13 protein-coding genes and 1 pseudogene are annotated in these 19,059 nt (G+C 59.8%); 12 read left to right on the top strand and 2 right to left on the bottom strand.

Translation table 11 applies throughout. The annotated features are described in order from the left end of the window. Positions 1–247: 247 nt before the first annotated feature. The 4 genes from ACTG20_RS11990 to ACTG20_RS11975 all read left to right on the top strand — a co-directional run bounded on the left by ACTG20_RS11990 (position 248) and on the right by ACTG20_RS11975 (position 7,503). Positions 248–2,164, top strand: a complete 1,917-nt coding sequence (locus ACTG20_RS11990) for a RecQ family ATP-dependent DNA helicase (RefSeq protein ID WP_194494798.1) — start codon at positions 248–250, stop codon at positions 2,162–2,164. A 591-nt stretch (positions 2,165–2,755) separates the two neighbouring features. Further along, positions 2,756–4,678, top strand: coding sequence for a PrkA family serine protein kinase (locus ACTG20_RS11985; RefSeq protein ID WP_005333223.1), 1,923 nt, complete (start codon positions 2,756–2,758; stop codon positions 4,676–4,678). A 23-nt stretch (positions 4,679–4,701) separates the two neighbouring features. Continuing rightward, the gene (locus ACTG20_RS11980; RefSeq protein WP_005360363.1) at positions 4,702–5,973 is read left to right on the top strand and encodes a YeaH/YhbH family protein; all 1,272 of its coding nucleotides are present in this window, start codon (positions 4,702–4,704) and stop codon (positions 5,971–5,973) included. A 9-nt stretch (positions 5,974–5,982) separates the two neighbouring features. Beyond that, entirely contained in the window at positions 5,983–7,503 is a 1,521-nt protein-coding gene (locus ACTG20_RS11975) for a SpoVR family protein (RefSeq protein WP_019445117.1), read from the top strand. A gap of 161 nt (positions 7,504–7,664) precedes the next feature. Here ACTG20_RS11975 and fadJ read toward each other — a convergent pair whose 3' ends face one another. Both fadJ and fadI read right to left on the bottom strand, forming a co-directional pair. After that, positions 7,665–9,812 (bottom strand): fatty acid oxidation complex subunit alpha FadJ, encoded by a 2,148-nt coding sequence (gene fadJ, locus ACTG20_RS11970; protein ID WP_194494819.1) that lies wholly within the window; start codon positions 9,810–9,812, stop codon positions 7,665–7,667. Next, positions 9,812–11,122 (bottom strand): acetyl-CoA C-acyltransferase FadI, encoded by a 1,311-nt coding sequence (fadI, locus tag ACTG20_RS11965; RefSeq protein ID WP_194494799.1) that lies wholly within the window; start codon positions 11,120–11,122, stop codon positions 9,812–9,814. Before fadI ends, fadJ begins: the two co-directional genes overlap by 1 nt. Before the next feature lie 182 nt (positions 11,123–11,304). On the opposite strand from fadI, the gene ACTG20_RS11960 reads away from it, so the two are divergent. The 8 genes and pseudogenes from ACTG20_RS11960 (at position 11,305) to ACTG20_RS11925 (ending at position 19,019) form a co-directional block, all read left to right on the top strand. Next, a complete protein-coding gene (locus ACTG20_RS11960) occupies positions 11,305–12,255 on the top strand; it encodes an AAA family ATPase (RefSeq protein ID WP_194494800.1) in 951 nt (316 codons plus the stop codon). Next, positions 12,246–13,148 carry a DUF58 domain-containing protein gene (locus ACTG20_RS11955; RefSeq protein WP_194494801.1) on the top strand — a complete coding sequence of 301 codons (903 nt, stop codon included), beginning with the start codon at positions 12,246–12,248 and terminating at the stop codon, positions 13,146–13,148. The genes ACTG20_RS11960 and ACTG20_RS11955 overlap by 10 nt, the downstream gene beginning before the upstream one ends. Beyond that, positions 13,133–13,672 carry a DUF4381 domain-containing protein gene (locus tag ACTG20_RS11950; protein WP_194494802.1) on the top strand — a complete coding sequence of 180 codons (540 nt, stop codon included), beginning with the start codon at positions 13,133–13,135 and terminating at the stop codon, positions 13,670–13,672. The genes ACTG20_RS11955 and ACTG20_RS11950 overlap by 16 nt, the downstream gene beginning before the upstream one ends. Beyond that, positions 13,669–14,661: a VWA domain-containing protein gene (locus tag ACTG20_RS11945; RefSeq protein WP_194494803.1), complete on the top strand. Its 993-nt coding sequence runs from the start codon at positions 13,669–13,671 to the stop codon at positions 14,659–14,661. The genes ACTG20_RS11950 and ACTG20_RS11945 overlap by 4 nt, the downstream gene beginning before the upstream one ends. Further along, positions 14,652–16,102: pseudogene (locus ACTG20_RS11940) on the top strand (VWA domain-containing protein). The gene ACTG20_RS11945 and the pseudogene ACTG20_RS11940 overlap by 10 nt, the downstream one beginning before the upstream one ends. Positions 16,103–16,122: 20 nt before the next feature. Next, positions 16,123–17,634 carry a BatD family protein gene (locus ACTG20_RS11935; protein WP_194494820.1) on the top strand — a complete coding sequence of 504 codons (1,512 nt, stop codon included), beginning with the start codon at positions 16,123–16,125 and terminating at the stop codon, positions 17,632–17,634. A 13-nt stretch (positions 17,635–17,647) separates the two neighbouring features. Then, positions 17,648–18,247, top strand: coding sequence for a sigma-70 family RNA polymerase sigma factor (locus ACTG20_RS11930; RefSeq protein ID WP_005333245.1), 600 nt, complete (start codon positions 17,648–17,650; stop codon positions 18,245–18,247). Further along, entirely contained in the window at positions 18,240–19,019 is a 780-nt protein-coding gene (locus ACTG20_RS11925) for a DUF3379 domain-containing protein (protein WP_194494805.1), read from the top strand. The genes ACTG20_RS11930 and ACTG20_RS11925 overlap by 8 nt, the downstream gene beginning before the upstream one ends. The last annotated feature ends 40 nt before the right edge of the window (positions 19,020–19,059 follow it).

The raw sequence follows: 19,059 nt of genomic DNA, 5'->3' as shown, positions 1-19,059 counted from the left end.
CGGGCCGATCCGCCAGTCACCGGATTGCATGACGGAATATCCCATTCGCCATCTTTTTTTTCCAGAGACTCACCAAAAAATATCCCGTTTCCATCACAAAAAACCGCAACAAAACCTTAACTACAGCGCAACCGCCCATTTTTGTACGTTTTATCGACACTCTCTGCCCTTACCCTCACGACCATTCCTGTGTCACCCGTGACCGGCTCGCTGTGCTATCATCCCCCATTTGCCGCGGAGCCTTGCCATGATCCCATCCCTGCTCAACCAATATTTTGGTTTCTCCGCACTCAGGCCAGGTCAGGAGGCGGTGATCAGCCGGGTGCTGGCAGGTCAGAGTGCCGCCGCCATCTTTCCCACCGGCTCCGGCAAGTCCCTCTGTTATCAACTGCCGGCCCTCGCCCTGCCTCACCTGACCCTGGTGATCTCGCCGCTGCTGGCGCTGATGCACGATCAGCTCGCCTTCCTCAAAAGCAAGGGAATAAGCGCCGCTACCCTCGACTCAAGCCAGAGCCCGGAGGAGAGCCGACGAGTGATGCAGCAGGCGCTGGATGGCCAGCTCAAGATCCTGATGATTTCGGTGGAACGGCTCAAAAACGAGCGTTTTCGCCGCTTTATCCAGCAAGTGCCGCTCTCGTTGCTGGTCGTCGATGAGGCGCACTGTATCTCGGAGTGGGGCCACAACTTTCGCCCCGACTATCTCAAGCTGCCGAGCTATCGCCATGACCTGAAGATCCCGCAGGTATTGCTGCTGACCGCTACCGCCACGCCGGCGGTGATTCAGGATATGCAGACCAAATTCGGCATCGCGCCGGAGGGGTTCGTGGTCACCGGTTTCTACCGCCCCAATCTTGATCTGGCGGTCATTCCCCTGTCGCCCGACGCGCGGGATAGCTGGCTCGCACAGGAGCTGGCCAACGCTCCGGCGGCCCCCACCATCGTCTACGTCACCTTGCAACACACCGCAGAAGCCTGTGCCGAGCAACTCATTAGAGAAGGGATCAACGCCCGCGCCTATCATGCTGGGCTCGACTCGGCGCTGCGCAGCCAGATCCAGCACGACTTCATGGCGGGCAAGGTGGATTGCATCGTCGCCACCATCGCCTTTGGCATGGGGATCGACAAAGCGGATATCCGGCGGGTCATTCACTACGATCTGCCCAAATCTATCGAGAACTACAGCCAGGAGATTGGCCGCGCCGGACGGGATGGCCAGCCATCGCGCTGTATCGTGCTGGCCAACCAGAGCCAGCTGCCGGTGCTGGAGAACTTCGTCTACGGCGATACGCCGGATTTGAGTGCCATCCTCCAGCTCCTTGCCATCATCAAGCAGAGCGGGAACGAGTGGGAATTCACCCTGCTGCGCCTATCCAACGACACCAATATCCGCCAGTTGCCCCTTAAAACCCTGCTGGTCTATCTGGAGATGGCGGGCATCATCACCCCGGCCTACAGCTACTACGCAGATTACCGCTTCAAGTTTGTGCTGGATAAAGGCGAGATAGTGAGCCGCTTCAATCCGGAACGCCGCCAGTTTCTGGAGCAGCTGTTCGCCTGTGCCCCGCAAGCCCGCAGCTGGTGCACCATGGACTTTGACGCCCTCTGGCAGGGCTATCAGGGAGAGCGACAGCGGGCGGTTGCGGCGCTCGACTACCTGCAGCAGCAAGGCTGGATCGAGCTTGAAAGCAAACAGATGACCGAGGTCTACCGGATCACCCGTCAGGGGTGGGACAACGAGCAGGAAGCAAATGCCCTGCACGCCCTGTTCCTGCAAAAAGAGCAGAGCGAGCTGGCCAGACTGCAAGCCATGCTCGACTTTTTCACCTCAAGCGAGTGCCTGAGCCACCGCCTCGCCCGCTATTTTGCCGATGAGGTGGCGCCGGTTCATTGTGGCCACTGTTCGGTTTGTCGCGGCGAGGTGGCGCATCTCCCGCCCCAGCCCTCGCTGACCATGCCAAACGAGGCGGGGATCCGCGCCTGGTGCGATCCGCTGATTGCCAAAACCGGTTCGGTGGATGCGCGTGTTCTGGCCCGTTTCCTGTGCGGTATCACCACACCGCTGACCAGCCGGATCAAAGCCAAATCGCTGGCGGGCGCTGGCCAGTTGGCCGCCCACCCGTTTGCCCGCGTCCTGGCGGCCGTGCAACAAGCCTACCCTTGCTAGATGAGTGCTGGCGGCGTCAATAGCCACCAGCAAAAACAAGCGTTTACAGACACAGAAAAAGAAGACCCTCGCGGTTGCGAGGGTCAAGCCAACGGAAACGTGCTTAAACAGAGCTTGGTGAGGCAACAGTCAACTCTCTTGCTAAAGCGTCTTGCTGCTCACACATCGCCAATCTATGGCACTCAAAATGTAGCGTCAATGTAAAAATTAGAGCCTAAACTCCAAACAAAGTGATTTACGTTGACGTTCACGTAATGACATTCTCATCCATAACCCCGCCAACCCGCAGCCCCATTGCCTTTCGTCAAACCCCTTAATCTTTTCGCAATAAGTTCCCTCTTTCCCATAAACATTTATTTTTTATGTCTTTGACATTTACCTCACTATCGTGGCAAAAATAATTTAACAGTCAGTAACATAGCGGTGTTGTTGACTGACCCTCCCCGCAAAAGGATCGGGCAGGTTTCTTCAGAATTTAACCTATCAACCGTGATGGATTACTGGAGTCTGTTGACTAGGCTTTAAAAGCGCACAACACAAAAGCAGTCATCCACTTTTTTCAGGGTAAGCGACTATAACGAGGGCAAAGTTATGGGCATATTCGAGCATTACCAACAGCGATATGAAAAAGCGAGAGAAGAGGAATATACCATCCAGGAGTTCCTGGATATGTGTAAGCAGGACAAAGCCTGCTACGCCTCCGCAGCCGAACGTCTGCTGACCGCCATTGGTGAGCCGGAGATGGTAGACACCTCAGCCAACCCCAGACTGAGCCGACTCTTCTCCAACCGCGTCGTGGCACGCTATCCCGCCTTCAAGGATTTCTACGGGATGGAAGAGGCCATCGAACAGATCGTCTCCTACCTCAAACACTCCGCCCAGGGGCTGGAGGAGAAGAAACAGATCCTCTATCTGCTGGGCCCCGTTGGCGGCGGTAAATCCTCGCTGGCAGAGAAACTCAAATCCCTTATGCAGAAGGTGCCCATCTATCGCATCAAGGGCTCACCGGTCAACGATCACCCCTTCTGCCTGTTCGACATCGAAGAGGATGGGGAGATCCTGGAAAAAGAGTACGGCATCCCGCGCCGTTACCTGCGTCCCATCATGTCCCCCTGGGTGGCCAAACGCCTGCACGAGTTTGGCGGCGACATCACCAAGTTCAAGGTGGAGAAGGTCAACCCCTCCATCCTCGATCAAATCGCCATTGCCAAGACTGAACCCGGTGATGACAACAACCAGGACATCTCCTCACTGGTCGGCAAGGTCGACATCCGCATGCTGGAGCACTTCGCCCAGGATGACGCCGATGCCTACTCCTACTCAGGTGCGCTCTGTAAAGCGAACCAGGGGGTGATGGAGTTTGTGGAGATGTTCAAGGCCCCCATCAAGGTGCTGCACCCGCTGCTGACAGCAACCCAGGAGGGTAACTACAACGGTACCGAAGGGCTCTCCGCCCTCCCCTTTGACGGCATTCTGCTAGCCCACTCCAACGAATCCGAGTGGCAGCAGTTCCGCAACAACAAGAACAACGAAGCTTTCCTCGACCGGGTCTACATCGTCAAGGTGCCTTACTGCCTGCGCGTCTCGGAAGAGGTGAAGATCTACGAGAAGCTGCTGATCAACAGCGAATTGACCGAGGCCAAATGCGCCCCGGGCACCCTCGAGCTGCTGGGCCAGTTCTCTGTGTTGTCACGGCTGAAAGAGCCGGAAAACTCCAGCATCTACTCCAAGATGCGGGTCTATGATGGCGAAAGTCTGAAGGACACCGATCCGAAGGCGAAGAGCTATCAGGAGTATCGCGACTACGCCGGTGTGGACGAGGGGATGAATGGTCTCTCTACCCGCTTTGCGTTCAAGATCCTCTCCCGCGTCTTCAACTTCGACCACGCGGAAGTGGCCGCCAACCCGGTACACCTCTTCTATGTGTTGGAGCAGCAGATCGAGCGCGAGCAGTTCCCGCAAGAGCTGCACGATCGCTACCTTGAGTTCATCAAGGGCTATCTGACCCCACGCTATGTGGAGTTCATCGGCAAGGAGATCCAGACCGCCTATCTCGAGTCCTACTCCGAGTACGGTCAGAACATCTTCGATCGCTACGTCACCTACGCCGACTTCTGGATCCAGGATCAGGAGTACCGTGACCCCGAAACCGGCCAGCTGTTTGACAGAGCGTCCCTCAACAGCGAGCTGGAGAAAATTGAAAAACCTGCCGGGATCAGCAACCCGAAAGATTTCCGCAACGAAATCGTCAACTTCGTGCTGCGTGCCCGGGCCAACAATGCAGGCCGTAACCCCAACTGGACCAGTTACGAGAAGCTGCGCACCGTGATCGAGAAGAAGATGTTCTCCAACACGGAAGAGCTGCTGCCGGTTATCTCCTTCAACAGCAAAACCTCGGCCGAGGAGCAGAAGAAGCACGATAACTTTGTCGAACGGATGATGGAGAAAGGCTACACCCGCAAACAGGTGCGACTGCTCTCCGAATGGTATCTCAGGGTACGCAAGTCATCCTGACCCTGACTGTTCAAGGGGGAGTTATGGCGCATTTTATCGACCGCAGGCTCAACGGCAAAAACAAAAGCGCTGTCAATCGGCAGCGCTTCATCCGCCGCTACAAGAAGCAGATAAAACAAGCGGTCTCGGATGCTGTCTCCAAGCGCAGCATTCAGGACGTAGACAAGGGTGAGAGCATCAGCATCCCGACCAAGGATATCGGCGAGCCCCATTTTCATCAGGGGCACGGCGGTAAACGGGAGATGGTGCATCCCGGCAATGATCAGTTCGTCTCCGGCGACAAGATTGACCGCCCCAAAGGAGGGGGCGGTGGACAGGGTTCCGGCGAGGGACAAGCATCCAATCAGGGGGAAGGGGCCGATGATTTCGTGTTCCAGATTTCCAAGGATGAGTATCTCGATCTGTTGTTTGAAGACCTGGAGCTGCCCAGGCTGCAGAAAACCCAGCTCAATCAGCTGATGGAAGTCAAAACCTACCGTGCTGGCTACACCTCAAACGGGGTGCCCGCCAACATCAACGTGGTGCGTTCCCTGCAAAATTCGCTGGCACGTCGCATGGCGCTGCAAGCAGGCAAGAAACGCCAATTGCATGAACTGGAAGATCGGCTGGCCCTGCTGGCCACCGATCCCAACGAACACTTTGCCGAAATCGCCCTGCTCGAGAAGGAGATCCGCGAGCTGAAGCGGCGGATCGACGCGGTGCCGTTTATTGACACCTTCGATCTCAAATTCAACAACTTCGTCAAACGGCCCGTCCCCTCCAGTCAGGCGGTGATGTTCTGTCTGATGGACGTCTCGGGCTCCATGGATCAGGCCACCAAGGAGATGGCCAAGCGTTTCTATATCCTGCTCTATCTGTTCCTGAGCCGGACTTACAAGAACGTCGAGGTGGTCTATATCCGCCACCATACCCAGGCCAAGGAGGTGGACGAGCACGAGTTCTTCTACTCCCAGGAGACTGGCGGCACCATCGTATCCAGCGCCCTCAAGATGATGAATGACATCATCAATGAGCGTTACCCCGCCAACCAGTGGAACATCTATGCGGCGCAGGCATCGGATGGTGACAACTGGGCTGATGACTCACCGCAGTGCCGTGAAATTCTGGCGCGGGACATCATGCCAAGGGTGAGGTACTACTCCTACATCGAGATCACTACCCGTGCCCACCAGACCCTGTGGCACGAATATGAGTCGGTAGCCAGCCAGTTCCCTCACTTTGCGATGGAGCACATTCGCAAGGTCGAGGATATCTATCCGGTGTTCCGCGAGCTGTTCAAGAAACAAGCGGCGTGAGGAGGTCACATGATCGAAACAGAAAAACGTGTAGCGCCACTGGATGACGGACCAGACTGGAACTTCGATCTGCTGGAGACCTATCACCAGGAGATCGCCCGGGTCGCCCGCTTCTACAAGCTGGACACCTACCCCAACCAGATCGAGGTGATCACCGCCGAGCAGATGATGGATGCCTACTCCAGCGTCGGCATGCCCATCGGCTATCAACACTGGTCGTTCGGCAAGCGCTTTATCCATACCGAGCGCAACTACAAGCGCGGCCAGATGGGGCTGGCCTACGAGATCGTCATCAACTCGGATCCCTGCATCGCCTACCTGATGGAGGAGAACACCATGCCGATGCAGGCGCTGGTGATGGCCCACGCCTGCTACGGTCACAACTCCTTCTTCAAGAACAACTACCTGTTCAAGGCCTGGACCGATGCCTCCTCCATCATTGACTACCTGTTGTTCGCCAAGAACTACATCACCCAGTGTGAAGAGAAGCATGGCATCGAGGCGGTGGAACAGCTGCTCGACTCCTGCCATGCCCTGATGAACTTCGGTGTCGATCGCTACAAGCGTCCCCAGAAGATCTCGATGGCCGAGGAGAAACGGCGCCAGAAGGCGCGGGAAGATTATCTGCAGACTCAGGTCAACGAGCTGTGGCGTACCCTGCCCAAGCAGCATAAAGCCGCGGGTGTGGAGGACAGGCGCTACCCCGCAGAGCCCCAGGAGAACATTCTCTACTTCATCGAGAAGAATGCCCCCTTGCTGGAGCCCTGGCAGCGGGAAGTGGTGCGCATCGTGCGCAAGATCAGCCAGTATTTCTATCCGCAAAAGCAGACTCAGGTGATGAACGAGGGGTGGGCCACCTTCTGGCACTACACCATCCTCAACCACCTCTATGACGAGGGCAAGCTGAGCGATCGCTTCATGATGGAGGTGCTGCACAGCCACACCAACGTGGTCTATCAACCGGCCTACAACAGCCGCTACTACTCGGGGATCAACCCCTATGCGCTGGGGTTTGCCATGTTTACCGACCTGCGCCGCATCTGCGAGAACCCGACCGAGGAGGATAGATACTGGTTCCCCGACTATGCCGGCAGCAACTGGGTCGAAACCCTCCACTTTGCCATGCAGAACTTCAAGGATGAGAGCTTTATCAGCCAGTTCCTCAGTCCCAAAGTGATGCGGGACATGAAGCTGTTTGCCATTGATGACGACGACCTGAAGAACTATCTGAAGGTCTCCGCTATCCACAATGACGAGGGGTACCGTCAGGTGCGCAATACTCTGTCGGCCCAATACAACCTCAGCAATCTGGAGCCCAATATTCAGGTCTACAACGTTGCCGTGAAGGGGGATCGCTCCCTCACCCTGCGCTATGTGCCCCACAACCGCATCCCCCTTGGCGACTCACGCCATGAGGTGCTCAAGCACCTCCATCAACTGTGGGGATTCGACGTGGTGCTGGAGCAGGATAACGGCGAGCTGCCGCCCGATATCATCGGCCGCTGCCCGGAGCGCAAACCGGGGATCTGACCCATGCCCCTAGATCTCTACGGCCCACTTCGGTGGGTCGTTTTTTATCAGCGTTTGCCTCTGCCTGCATCATCGCAGCACAACCGGAACAAACCACAACATAGAAAGAGGCCCGCATGGGGTGCGGGCCTCTTTGCCTTGCGGTCACTCTGCAGCGGCTATCAGTAGAAGGTCTGCTGCTCTGCGGCCATCGCCTTGAGACGGGCACAGGGAGCAAACCGGTCACCGTGGCGCTTCTGGTAATACTCCAGACGGCCAACCAGATGATCGATCCCGAGCGTGTCCATATAACGGAACGGGCCGCCGAGGAAGGGCGGGAAACCGATGCCGAAGATGGCACCGATATCACCATCACGAGCCGAGGCCACCACACCGCTATCCAGCGCCATCGCCGCTTCGTTGAGCATCAGCAGCACGCAGCGCTCGGCGATCTCCTGACGGGCCAGCTTGGCAGAAGGCTTGATGCCGAGCACGCCATAGACGCTCTCGTCCACCGTCTTCTTGCCCTCTTTGCCGGTCAGCTTGTTACGCGGTGCCGCCTTGCCATAGAGGTAGAAGCCCTTGCCGTTCTTGCGTCCCTTGCGATCATTTTGCAGCAGCTTGTCGAACGCCTTGGGCGCCTGGAACTGCTCGCCGCCCAGCTCTTTCTCGAGAATGGGGGAGATCTTGGCGCCCACATCGATCCCCACCTCGTCCAGCAAGGTGATGGGGCCAACCGGGAAGCCAAAGTCCAGCAGCGCGCTATCCAGCACCTCCACCGGCTCCCCTTCCAGCACCAGTCGCGCCGCTTCATTCATGTAGGGGGCAAGGATGCGATTGACGTAGAAACCGGCTTCGTCCTTCACCACGATAGGCGTTTTACCCTGAGCACGGGCAAAGGCCAGAGTGGTGGCGACCGTCTCGGCACTGGTACCAGCGTGGGGGATGATCTCCGCCAGCGGCATCTTGTCCACCGGGCTGAAGTAGTGCAGCCCCACGACTCGCTCCGGGTGCGCCGCCTCTGCCGCAATCTGGTTAATGGGCAAGGAAGAGGTGTTGGAGGCAAACACTGTGTACTCACCGCACTCACGCTCCACGTCCTTCACCATCTGGTGTTTGAGCGCGAGCTCTTCAAACACCGCCTCCACCACCATGTCGACCCGGTGGAAACCGGAGTAATCGAGGGTACCGGTCAACAGGCTCATCTGCTTTTCCAATTCGCTGCGCAGGATGTGACGGCGCTTGAGCTTCTTGGCCAGAATGTCATAGCTGTAGCGCATGGCATTGCCGATCCCGGCGCTTGCCACATCCTTGATCCGCACCGGCACGCCCGCCTTGGTAGCGGTGACGAACGCAATACCGCCCCCCATCAGACCACCACCCAGCACGGCGGCATGGGCCACCTTGCGCGGCGCGGCTCCCTGATAGGTGACCTCTTTCTTCATCTCGGTGGTGGCAAAGAAGATGGAACGCAGGGCGGCGGACTCAGCCGTCATCACCAACTCGCCAAAGTGACGGGATTCGGCGGCCAAACCGGCCTTCATCCCCTCCTCCACGCCGATGCGCACAACGTCCAGGATCCGCTCCGGCGCCGGGTAGTTACCACGGGTCTTGGCTTTCACCCCCTTGCTGGCCTGATCGAACAGCACCTTGCGGCCCAGCTTGTTGGTCTCCAGCACCTTGCCCTGCAGATCCCGTTTCAACTGATGGCGCGGTTTGCCCTTCTTGGCCAGCTTGATGGCAGCATCCAGCAAGATTGACGGCGGCACCACATCGTCCACCAGCCCCAATTTCTTGGCTTGTTTAGCACGAACCTGCTTGCCGGTCAGCATCAGATCCAGCGCCTTGGCCACCCCGATAAGGCGCGGCAGACGCTGGGTACCGCCAGAGCCCGGCAGCAGACCGAGCTGCACTTCCGGCAATCCCAGCACGGTTTTACCGTGCTCGGTCACCACCCGACCATGACAGGCCAGCGCCAACTCCAGCCCTCCTCCGAGGCAGGGGCCGTGAATGGCGGCGATCACCGGAATGGTCAGCCCCTCGATCTCGGCAAAGATCTCCTGCCCTTCTCGCGACAGGGTCTCGGCATCCTTGGCACTGGTGCAAGCGGCCAGCATGGTGATATCAGCGCCGGCGATGAAGGAGTCCTTCTTGCCGGAGGTGATCACCAGCCCGATCAAATCCTTGTTGCGTTTTACCTCGTCCAGTACAGAGCGGATCTCCTCGACAAAGGCGGCCTTGAGGGTATTCATGCTCTCGCCCGGCACATCCATGGTGAGGATGCCGATGCCATCTTTGCGAACATCCAGGGAAAAAGTCTTAGCGTTCATCATTCAACCTCCAACACCATAGCCACGCCCAATCCGCCCGCCGCACAGGCGGTGTTGAGCCCCAATCCCCCACCGCGACGACGCAGCTCGTGCAGGGTCTGGGTGATCATCCGCGCACCGGTCGCGGCAAAGGGGTGGCCATAGGCCAGCGAACCACCGAGGACATTGAACTTCTCCATGTCCACCTCGCCGATGGCCTGATCGCGGCCCAGCTTGTCACGGGCAAACTCGTGGCTGGCAAACATCTTGAGGTTGGCCAGGGTCTGGGCGGCAAAGGCTTCGTGCATGTCGATCAGGGTGAGATCACCGAGCGTGATACCGGCTCTGTCCAGCGCCAACGGCGTGGCATAGGAGGGCCCCATCAGCATGTCCTGCCACACATCAATGGCCGAGAAGGCGAAGCTGCGGATATAACCAAGCGGTTCGAGGCCAAGCTCTTTCGCGCGACCTTCGCGCATCAGCAACACTGCGGCGGCGCCATCGGTCAGCGGCGTGGCGTTGGCCGCAGTCACTGTGCCATGGACCCGGTCAAAAACCGGCTTGAGCTTGGCGTAACTCGCCAAGTCCGAGCTTTCACGGATATTGTTGTCCCGCTCCAGCGGTGACCTGTAAGGCGGTACATGAGCGGTAAACACCTCGCCACTGAGCTTGCCATCGGCCCAAGCCTGCGCGGCCAGAGTGTGGGAGCGGTGAGCCAGCGCATCTTGCGCCTCGCGGCTGATCTGGTGGCTCTTGGCCATCTGCTCGGCGGTCTGTCCCATGGAGAGACCGGTCGAATATTCCGCTACCGCAGGCGGCACAGGCAGCAGATCCTTGACCCTCAATGTCCGCAGAATATTGAAGCGCTGCTGCAGATTGCGCGCCTTGTTGAGATCCACCAGGGCGCGGGCCAGCTTCTTGCTCACTCCGATAGGCAGTACGGAGGAGGAGTCAGCACCGCCAGCGATGGCGATGTCTACGGTACCGGCCATGATGGATTCGGTGACGTTGGCCACCGCCTGAAAACTGGTGGCGCAGGCGCGGGAGACGCTGTAGGCATCGGTATTGACGCTCATGCCGGTACCGAGCACGATCTCGCGAGCAATGTTGGGGGCTTCCGGCATCTGAACCACCTGGCCAAACACCAGCTGGTCGATAAGCTTGGGATCGAGATCGGTACGGGCGAGCATCTCGCTCACCACCAGTTTGCCGAGATCGACTGCAGGCACGCCATGAAAGGCGGTGGCCTGCTTGGCAAAGGGGGTACGCAGCCCCGCCACGACGGCAATCCGTTCGCCCTGGCGAGTCGTCAGTTTCAATGGCTGTTTCATCCTGGCTCCTTGGTTTAAAAGGCAGAGGTCTGACCTCATTGCGCCACATCTTAACAATCCAATCACAAGTTTCATACAGCTGATTGAAACTAAATTAAGCACGACAAGGCCCCTTTGCTCGCCCTTGGGAAGCAACTGGAGTATAAAAAGATCAACTTCCATAAAAACAACGGGTTTATCGCATGGCAGCGGCCGAGTTCAGAGCACTTAGGGACTATCTTGGCAGTCAGATCCTGGGGCAGGAGGAGCTAATAGAAGGGCTCCTGATTGCCCTGTTATGTGAAGGACATGTGTTAATCGAAGGGGCCCCCGGGCTGGCCAAAACCCGCGCCGTCAAGGCGCTCGCTGGCGCCGTCGAGGGACGCTTTGCCCGTATCCAGTTTACCCCCGATCTGCTCCCTGCCGATCTCACCGGTAGCGAGGTGTTTCACCCGCAGGATGCCAGTTTTGTTTTCCAGCCAGGCCCCCTCTTCAACCATCTGGTGCTGGCAGACGAGATCAACCGGGCGCCGGCCAAGGTGCAATCGGCGCTGCTGGAAGCCATGGCCGAACACCAGATCACCGTGGGCAAAAAGAGCTGGCGGCTGCCCCCCCTCTTTATGGTCGCCGCCACCCAGAACCCTATCGAGCAGGAGGGAACCTATCCCCTGCCGGAGGCGCAGCTCGACCGCTTTTTGCTCAAGCTGATGGTGGATTACCCGAGCCCCACCATGGAGCTCGCCATCTTGCAGCTCAACGCCAACGGTGAACAGCTTGGTGCGGCGCCGGTGACCCTGAGCCAGACCAGCTTGCAGCGTGTGCGCAGCGAAGTGCTGGCGGTGACCATGCAAAGCCGACTGGAGCACTATCTGGTGGAGCTGGTCTGCGCCACCCGCCCGGGCAGCGGCCTTTGCCCTGCCCTTGAGCCATTGATTGCCGTGGGGGCCAGCCCTCGGGCTACGCTGGGGCTGGCTCGCTCCGCCCGCGCCCGCGCCTGGCTCGCCGGACGTGATTATGTGCTACCGGAAGATATTCAGCTGCAAGCCTATCCGGTGCTGCGCCATCGCCTTATCCCCAGCTATCAGGCACTGGCCGACAATCTGGATAACGATATCCTGATCGCCCAACTGTTGGATCAGGTGCCATGCCCCTAGAACCCGGTCTGCATCCCGATATCGCCCTGTTGCTGCCACGGCTGCTCAATATCCGGCTCTGGGCCAAGGCCAGGAAGCCACCTCACGCGGGCAGAAGCAACAGCGAACGCGGCAAACCGGGCCGTGCTCCCGGACTCACGTTTCGAGAGCTGCGCGCCTATCAGGCTGGTGACGAGGTACGCCATATCGACTGGCGAGTGACCGCACGCCTCGGTCGTCCCTATACCCGCCTCTATAGCGAGGAGCTCGATCAGGCGCACTGGCTGCTGCTCGATCTCTCTCCCGCCATGTATTTCGGCTCCACACTACAGCTCAAGGCGCGCCTGGGATGCGAGCTGGCAGCAGCCCTGCTCTGGCAAGGGGAGAAGCAGCACAGCACCCTGATCTGCCACGGGCTTATCCCCCATCACCAGAGCCAGCGCGGCAGCGTGCTGCCCCTGCTCGAATCCCTCTGCCATCACTATCAGCAAGGGCTGGCACGTCGCGCACTATCCCATTCGCTGGGCGACACCTTGTCCGGCCTGAAGCTGCCCCACGGTGCCAAGCTGACGATCATCACCGACCACAGACCCTGCGAGTCGGCGCTCTGTCAGCAATTGCAGCTGCTCTCGCGGCGCCACGATATTCACTATTGGCAGATCCGCGATCCCCTCGAGGCAGCCCTTCCCCAAGGCGGCCAGCTACCGGTGGCCATCGATCGGCCAGGCCAGCACTATCAGGGCTGGCTGGATGGGGTTCATGTCGGTTTCTCCCGCCGCTACCGGCAAGCCGCCGAGCACCAACTGGTCCACAGCAAGCAGCAGTTGCTGCCGCTGGTACAGCGCCTCTATCTGCTCGATAACAGCCAGACGCTGCAACAGCAGTGGCAGGAGGGGTTATGTCATCAGGGATGATCTCGCCCGCCGAGCTCGACAGCACCAGTCCCGCCTCCGAGGCCATTACCCCGCCGCTGACCGCCCTGATGCGGGATATCCACCCGGGACCTGATCTGATTGAGCAGAGTCTGGACCCCAGAATACAGGCGCTACTGTGGCTATTGATCACAGGGTTATTGCTGCTGCTGATCGTCCTGATTGCCCGTAGGGTGATACGTTACCGCCACTGGTGTCGTCAGCTGGAGGGAGATCCGGCACTGCTGGTGGCACGCATACAGGAGGCCCTGCGTCATGAAGCATTGCAACGCTGGCCCGAGGCGCGCCAGCTTCAGGGAGAGGCGTGGCTCGCCTTCGTCGATCGTCACGGCGGCAGCGATTTTAGCCAGTTCGCCTCTCACTGGAGCAGTTGGCTCTATGGCAGTCAGAAGCCGAGCAGCGAGCAGAGCGAACAGCTTCGGCAACATTATCGCCGCTGGGGTCAAACCCTCTTTTTGCAGCTCTCCACCCGCCTAGGACGCAAAGCCGCGCGGAGGAATCCATGATCCTGGCCTGGCCCTGGTTTGCGCTGGCGCTGGTGCTGCCCTTACTGGTGCGATTCGGCTTGCCGCCCCTGCGCCGCGGCTATCTGGCTCACCCCGGGTTTGCGCTGCTGCGTCCTCAGGCCGGATTACCGCTCTGGCGCGCCATGCTGCTCTGGTGCGCCCTTATCCTCGCCCTCTGCCGCCCCCAGTGGTGGGGAGAACCGGTTATTCAATATGAAGGGAGTCGGGATCTGCTGCTGGCGGTGGATCTGTCAGACAGCATGCGCACCCCTGATATGCTCGATAACGGCGAGCAGCAAGCGCGGCTGACGGCGGTGCGCCAGCAGATCAAGGCGCTGATCGCCAAACGGGCCGGAGACAGGGTGGGCCTCATCGTCTTTGCCGATCACGCCTACCTGCTCTCTCCCCTCACTCAGGAGATCCCGGCACTGTTGACCTTGAGCGACGAGCTCGATTTTGATCTGGTCGGCCGAACCACCGCCCTTGGCGAGGCGATCCAGCTGGCACGTCAGCATGGGGATCCTGGTCGCCCCACCGCCCTGCTGCTGGTCACTGATGGCCGAAATACCGCAGGCAATGCCGACCCGCAGCAGGAGGCCAAACTCGCCGCAGCGCAGGGAATACGGATCTACACGCTGGGGGTCGGGGCCGATCCCGATACCTTTATCCAACCCTACGATGAGGCGGGCAGCGGTCAGGCCGATCCCAGCAGCGAACTGGACGAGCCGCTCCTGAAAGAGCTGGCCCAGACAGGCCAGGGTCGTTACTTTCGGGCACGCACCCAAAGCGATCTCGATGCCATCAACGCGACTCTCAATGCCCTTGAACCTGCCCCCATGCCGATTGCCCAGTACCAGCCGGTGATCGAGCTCTACCCCTGGCCGTTGGCACTGCTTTGTGGCTTGCTGCTTCTGCCATCAGGGCACGGCAGGCTGGAGTTTCGCATGGTGCGTAGCTGGCTGACACGAGGCGCGCGCAGATGGAGCTGATCTTGCTCCGCCCCCTGTGGCTGATCGCACTCATCCCCTGGCTCTGGCAAGGGTGGCGCCGTCGTCGCCAGTCCCCGCTGCTCGCACCTGCGATGCAGGCTTATCTGCTGCCAGCATCCCGTCCTCAACGTCCTTGGCTCTGGCTGGCAACCCTGCCCGTCATTTTGGCCCTGAGTGGACCGGCACTGCGCGGTGAGCTGCAACAGCAGCCTGCAGCACCGCTCGATATCTGGCTACTCGACTTGTCACGCTCGATGACCGCCACCGATCTCAAACCGGATCGGGCAACCCGGGTCAGATGGCAGTTGCAGCAGCTGTTGAGCCACGCCAAGGGCGAGCGCATTGCGCTGATCCTCTACGCAGGCGATGCCTACCTCGCCATGCCGCCCACCGGGATCATCAGGCCCTTTCGCTGCTGCTGCCCGACTTGCGCCCTGATATCATGCCGCTGCAGGGCAGCAACCCGGCACGGGCTGTGGCACTTGCCATGAAGCAGCTGGCCCCCGGTGAGCAGGCCCGTCTACTGTTGATCACCGACGACCTCACCCAGAATCAGATGACCCAAATCGCCGCCCTGTGGCCCTGCCAGCAACGCCTTCTTTGCCGCGACACCCAGTCGGCACGCCTCGATATTCTGCTTGCCAACAGCGGTCAACCGGCCCCCATGCCCGCCATTCCGGCCAATGAGTTGGGGTTTGCCACCCGCATGCCCGCGCAGTTGCCCGCCCCCGATAGTCAGGCCATTGCCGCACTGGCCAATCGCCTCGGCGGTGAGCTGCAGTGGCTTGGCAGCAACGTCCCCCGATTTGCCCCTCTCCCCGCCACGACCTCAGCCCTCACCCCGGCGCCACTGGATCTTGGCCCCTGGTTGCTGCTCCCCTTGTTACCGCTCGCCTTGCTGGCCAGAGTCGGCGCACGGTTGATGGTGGCGCTGATGATGGGAGCACAGCTGCTGGCGCCACAAGACCTGCAAGCAGCAGTGAGGGTAGACCTGCAAGCGATGCAGGCTTATCAAGAGGGGGATTTTCAGCGGGCGGCCCGCACCTTCAACGATCCAGTCTGGCGCGGCAACGCCTGGTATCGGGCTGGTGCCTACCGGCAAGCCATCGCAGCCTATCAGGAAGCGACGAGCGCCACCGCCCACTACAACCGCGGCAATGCCCTGCTGCATCTGGGGGAGTTTGCCGCAGCCAAAGAGGCCTATCTGGCCGCTCTGGCACTGGAGCCCGGCCATGAAGATGCGCTCTATAACCTCTCTCTGTTACAGGGCGCAGCGGCGGCTGCTCCCGATACCAGCAACAGCAAGCAGCCCAAGCCATCGGCTGAACAGCAGGCAGCAGCAATGCCCCTGCCACCCTCTCCCCCGGTGTTGCTGCTGGAACAGCGACTGCGTAAAGAGGCGCTGCGCCGGGACCTTATCAAGGTGGAGGAGCCCTGGTGACGCGGGCAGGATGGGGGCTGTTGCTCGCACTCGCGAGTCCACTTTGCTGGGCCCTGCCCCCACGGGCAGAGCTGCTGCCGGGGGCCGATCCCAGCGATTGGCTGCTGATCATCGAAGCGGATGGCGAGCGCCAGAGCAACGAACTGGAGATCACCCCCCTACTGCGCCAGTTTGCAGTGGGCAGAGTGACCATGAGCCGGGTCACGACCCCGGTACAACAACTGACTCGCTGGCAGATCCCGCTGCACAAGAGCAATTCCCCCGCAAATACAGAGGTGGTGATTGCCCCGCTCAAGCTGGGAAATGAGTTCACCCCCTCGCTCACCCTGCCATTGAGAGAGGTGAAAACAGCGGCGCTGCCGCAACCCGCAGCCCCCTCGACCCTCGAGATGCAGGCCAGCCTTGATCATCAGGGCCCGCTCTATCCCGGCCAGCCGGTGATCTACCGGCTGACACTATGGCTGCCCACCAGTATGCAAAACCCGGCCCTGAGCGAGCTCAGCTCTGCCCACTTCACCATCCGTCGCCTCGGTAGCGACGAGTGGATCGCCCCCGCTCAGGCAGGTCTGCCCGGCCGGCTCACCCGCAGCTGGCTTATTCAGGCAAAAGCGCCGGGACTCTGGTACCTCGACTCACCCCGCTTGCAGGGGCAGCTCACGCAGCAAGGGAGCAAGCCGCAAAAACTCTCGGCCCGCGCGGCACCACTCGAGGTTCGGGTCGACAAAGCCCCCGCCACGCCGGTGGCCACCCGGCTGACCCTGAGCCAGCGGCTTGAACCGGCCACCATGGGGGAAGTGGGTGAACCGCTGATCCGGATCCTCACCCTGACCATGGAGAATGGTGACAGCGGCCAGATACAGCTTGCCCCCCTGATGGCCCATCAACTGCCAAGCGGCATACAGGCACATCCCGATGGCGAGCAACAGCAGGAGCGTTACCGAGATGGCAAGCTGCTGTTTGAGCGACAGTGGCGCCAGACTCTGGTTGCGGAGCAGAGCGGCGACTATCAGCTGCCCCCCATTGATCTGCCCTGGTTTAATACCCAAAGTGGCCGGATTGAGCAGGCCAGCCTGCCTGCCATCACGCTGACGTTTCAGGCAACGACAAATCGGCAACCTGAGCAGCAGACATCGCAGATGGCACTGCGAGAGAGCCTTTGGTGGGTCGTGCTGGCCGTGGCGCTGCGTACGCTATGGCGCCACTGGCCCCGCTGGCGCGCCTTCTATCAACTGCAACGTGCCCTTGCCCAACACCAGCCGGATGCCAGTCGCAAGGCACTGATCCGATGGGCGACCTTGCGCTGGCAGGTCTCCTATTATCAATTAGGCCAGTTGCCCGACGCTGGGCATAATCGGCTCGGCAACGCGCTCGCCGCACTCGAGCGAGCCTGTTTTGCACGGCCCTCTTCTGGCCCGCCCATCGAGTGGCGCGCTCTGGCGTGTACCCTCAGGGCTGATGAAACGGCCGGTATTGCGTACCTGATTTACCTGCTGGCGCACGGGAGTTCCCGCTCACGCCGCCACGCCCCCTGACAAGGATTGCCCTATGGCACTGCTGTTTTTTAGAAAAAAACGTGCTCAGCAGCATATTGGTGGAAATGATCCGGCCACTTCGCCGGTCTCTGATCCCATGGCTGACAAACAAACCAAATTTGAAGCACTGGTTCATGCGCTGCATGGCGATCTCTACCGGTATGCCTACTGGCTGACCCGGGATCCCAACGTAGCGGAAGATCTGGTGCAAGAGACCTTCCTGCGTGCCTGGAAGGCTATCGACACCCTGCAGGATGACAAGGCGGCCAAAGGGTGGCTGATCACCATCCTCAGACGGGAGAACGCCCGCCGCTTTGAACGCAAACAGCTGGAGCTGGTGGATCTCGACGATCACCCTCAGCCCCAGCACGATGCGCTGCACAGCGAACAGGAGATGGAGAACGAGTGGTTGCACCGTCACATCGCCCGGTTACCCGAGGAGTACCAGGAGCCACTGCTGCTGCAAGTCGTGGGAGGATTCAGTGGTGAGGAGATTGCCGAGATGCTCGGCCTCAACAAGAACACCGTCATGACCCGCCTGTTTCGCGCCCGCAACCAGATCAAGGAGGCGATGGAGCAGAAGAACCAAGCAAGAGGACACGGACATGGATGAACTCGAATTTCGCCGCAACGCCATGATCCAGCCAAACGATCAACAACCGGACTTTCTCAGAACCGCTGACGCCAGCCAGGCCAATCGGAACTATCTCGACGAGATGAAGCAGTTCGACAGAACCCTCAAGCGCGCCATGCAGGTAGAGGTCCCAGCCGGACTGGCCGAGCGGATCCTGCTCAGGCAAGCCATGCAGCAAGACAGTGACGCGCCAGTTGATTTGCCGCCATCCCGTCCCCTTGGCACGGCGCCAGTCAAGCTCCGGACATCGACATCCTGGCGCCAGATCGCCCTAGCTGCATCGGTCGCCTTCCTGCTGGGAATGAGCACCCGCTGGATCACGCTGCCAGAAACGGCTCCTGCGGCCCTCTCCCTCGCACAGGTGGCGATGGCTCATGTCTATGGCGAAGAACCCTTTATTGAAGGTGTCGATGAGCAGGTCAATCTGCATAACATCAATGCCAAGATGGAGAAGTATGGCGCCACCTTAAGCGGGATGGATGGGCTCAAGGTGACCTATGTCAATCACTGCTCGTTTTATCAAGGACCAGCCTTGCACATGGTGATCCAGGGAAAGATGGGGCCTGTCACCCTCTTTTTAGTGCCCAAACATGTGCCATTAACCCTGCAACAGGCCACCTTTGAAGATGGCACCCTCAAAGGGGAGATTGTCCAGCTCAAAGGCGCCAACATGGTACTGATTGGCGAGATGAAAGAGCCACTTGCCCCCGTTGCCAACGCCCTGCAGTCACGTCTGCAGTGGGATATTTAACATCGCCGGTTAACAACCTCAGAACCATCCTCAATTGCAG

The sequence above is a fragment of the Aeromonas sp. 84A genome (assembly GCF_051919345.1).
GTDB lineage: Bacteria > Pseudomonadota > Gammaproteobacteria > Enterobacterales > Aeromonadaceae > Aeromonas > Aeromonas veronii.
The sequence above is the reverse complement of the archived record's forward strand: the minus strand, read 5'-3'. Positions and strand labels throughout refer to the sequence as shown.

Excerpts from the sequence above, each read along its gene's own strand:
- ACTG20_RS11990 (WP_194494798.1), top strand. The coding sequence starts at position 248 with ATGATCCCATCCCTGCTCAACCAATATTTTGGTTTCTCCGCACTCAGG.
- ACTG20_RS11985 (WP_005333223.1), top strand. The coding sequence starts at position 2,756 with ATGGGCATATTCGAGCATTACCAACAGCGATATGAAAAAGCGAGAGAA.
- ACTG20_RS11980 (WP_005360363.1), top strand. The coding sequence starts at position 4,702 with ATGGCGCATTTTATCGACCGCAGGCTCAACGGCAAAAACAAAAGCGCT.
- ACTG20_RS11975 (WP_019445117.1), top strand. The coding sequence starts at position 5,983 with ATGATCGAAACAGAAAAACGTGTAGCGCCACTGGATGACGGACCAGAC.
- fadJ (WP_194494819.1), bottom strand. The coding sequence starts at position 9,812 with ATGAACGCTAAGACTTTTTCCCTGGATGTTCGCAAAGATGGCATCGGC.
- fadI (WP_194494799.1), bottom strand. The coding sequence starts at position 11,122 with ATGAAACAGCCATTGAAACTGACGACTCGCCAGGGCGAACGGATTGCC.
- ACTG20_RS11960 (WP_194494800.1), top strand. The coding sequence starts at position 11,305 with ATGGCAGCGGCCGAGTTCAGAGCACTTAGGGACTATCTTGGCAGTCAG.
- ACTG20_RS11955 (WP_194494801.1), top strand. The coding sequence starts at position 12,246 with ATGCCCCTAGAACCCGGTCTGCATCCCGATATCGCCCTGTTGCTGCCA.
- ACTG20_RS11950 (WP_194494802.1), top strand. The coding sequence starts at position 13,133 with ATGTCATCAGGGATGATCTCGCCCGCCGAGCTCGACAGCACCAGTCCC.
- ACTG20_RS11945 (WP_194494803.1), top strand. The coding sequence starts at position 13,669 with ATGATCCTGGCCTGGCCCTGGTTTGCGCTGGCGCTGGTGCTGCCCTTA.
- ACTG20_RS11930 (WP_005333245.1), top strand. The coding sequence starts at position 17,648 with ATGGCACTGCTGTTTTTTAGAAAAAAACGTGCTCAGCAGCATATTGGT.
- ACTG20_RS11925 (WP_194494805.1), top strand. The coding sequence starts at position 18,240 with ATGGATGAACTCGAATTTCGCCGCAACGCCATGATCCAGCCAAACGAT.